Source organism: Streptomyces phaeochromogenes, assembly GCF_001418655.1.
Lineage (GTDB): Bacteria > Actinomycetota > Actinomycetes > Streptomycetales > Streptomycetaceae > Streptomyces > Streptomyces phaeochromogenes.
On record NZ_LIQZ01000646.1, the window covers coordinates 1 to 1,369 of the forward strand.

The 1,369-nt window shown below is 68.1% G+C and carries 2 protein-coding genes; both read left to right on the plus strand.

The window, feature by feature from the left end; translation table 11 throughout:
• A partial coding sequence (gene qcrC / locus AOK17_RS47115) for a cytochrome bc1 complex diheme cytochrome c subunit (protein WP_055618767.1) occupies positions 1-596 on the plus strand: 596 nt, incomplete at its 5' end.
• The coding region (locus AOK17_RS47120; protein ID WP_055618768.1) for a hypothetical protein at positions 593-1,369 on the plus strand (777 nt) is incomplete at its 3' end. The genes qcrC and AOK17_RS47120, both read left to right, overlap by 4 nt.

The window sequence follows — 1,369 nt, forward strand, 5'->3', positions numbered from 1 at the left end:
CTGACGGTCCGAGTCTCGTCGGCGTGGGCGCCGCGGCCGTCGACTTCCAGGTCGGCACCGGCCGTATGCCGGCCCAGCAGCCCGGCGCGCAGATTCCGAAGAAGAAGGTCATCTACTCGCAGGCCGAGATCGACCAGCTCGCGGCGTTCGTCGCCTCGCTGGGCGCCGGTCCGACGGTGCCGACCGAGGCGCAGTACAACCCCGAGGGCGCGGACATCGCCAAGGGCGGTGAGCTCTTCCGTACCAACTGCGCCCAGTGCCACAACTTCACCGGCAAGGGCGGCGCGCTGACGAACGGCAAGTACGCCCCGACGCTGGAGGATGTCGACCCGAAGCACATCTACGAGGCCATGCAGACTGGCCCGCAGAACATGCCGTCCTTCCCCGACACCACGCTGACGGAGAAGAACAAGCAGGACATCATCGCGTACCTGCACGCGGTCAACAGCGACGACTCTGAGAGCCCCGGTGGTCTGGAGCTGGGCGGCCTCGGGCCGGTCAGTGAAGGCCTCTTCGGTTGGGTCTTCGGTCTCGGCGGTCTGATCGCCGTCGCCGTGTGGGTCGCCGCCCGGACCGCAAAGGCCAAGAAGTCATGAGTAGCCAAGAGACCCCAGAAGAGAACCTGCCCGCCGAGCGGGCCGACGACGAGCACGCGCACGGCGCCGTGAGTGTCGCGGACGAGAAACACCCGTTCGCGGACCCCGGTCTGCCGCCGCACGAGCACCGCATCCAGGACATCGACGAGCGGGCCGCCAAGCGCTCCGAGCGCACGGTCGCCTTCCTGTTCACGCTGTCGATGCTGGCCACGGTCGGCTTCATCGCGGCGTTCGTGACGATCCCCGCAGACAAGATCGTCTACATCTTCCCGCTCGGCCACATCAGCGGACTGAACTTCGCCCTGGGCATGACGCTCGGACTGGCGCTGTTCTGCATCGGCGCGGGCGCGGTCCACTGGGCCCGCACCCTGATGTCCGACGAGGAGATGACCGACGAGCGCCACGCCATCGCGGCGGAGCCCGAGGTCAAGGCCAAGGTGCTGGCCGACTTCAAGCAGGGCGCCAAGGAGTCCGCGCTCGGCCGCCGCAAGCTGATCCGCAACACGATGTTCGGCGCGCTGACGCTGTTCCCGCTGTCCGGCATCGTCCTGCTGCGCGACCTCGGTCCGCTGCCGGAGGACAAGCTGCGGCACACGTTGTGGCGCAAGGGACTGCTGCTCGTCAACATGAACACGAACGAGCCGCTGCGTCCCTCCGACGTCGCCGTGGGCTCGCTCACCTTCGCCAAGCCCGAGGGCCTGGAGGAGCACGACCACGAGTTCCAGACCGAGATCGCCAAGGCGGCCCTGATGATCGTCCGGCTGCAGCCGGAC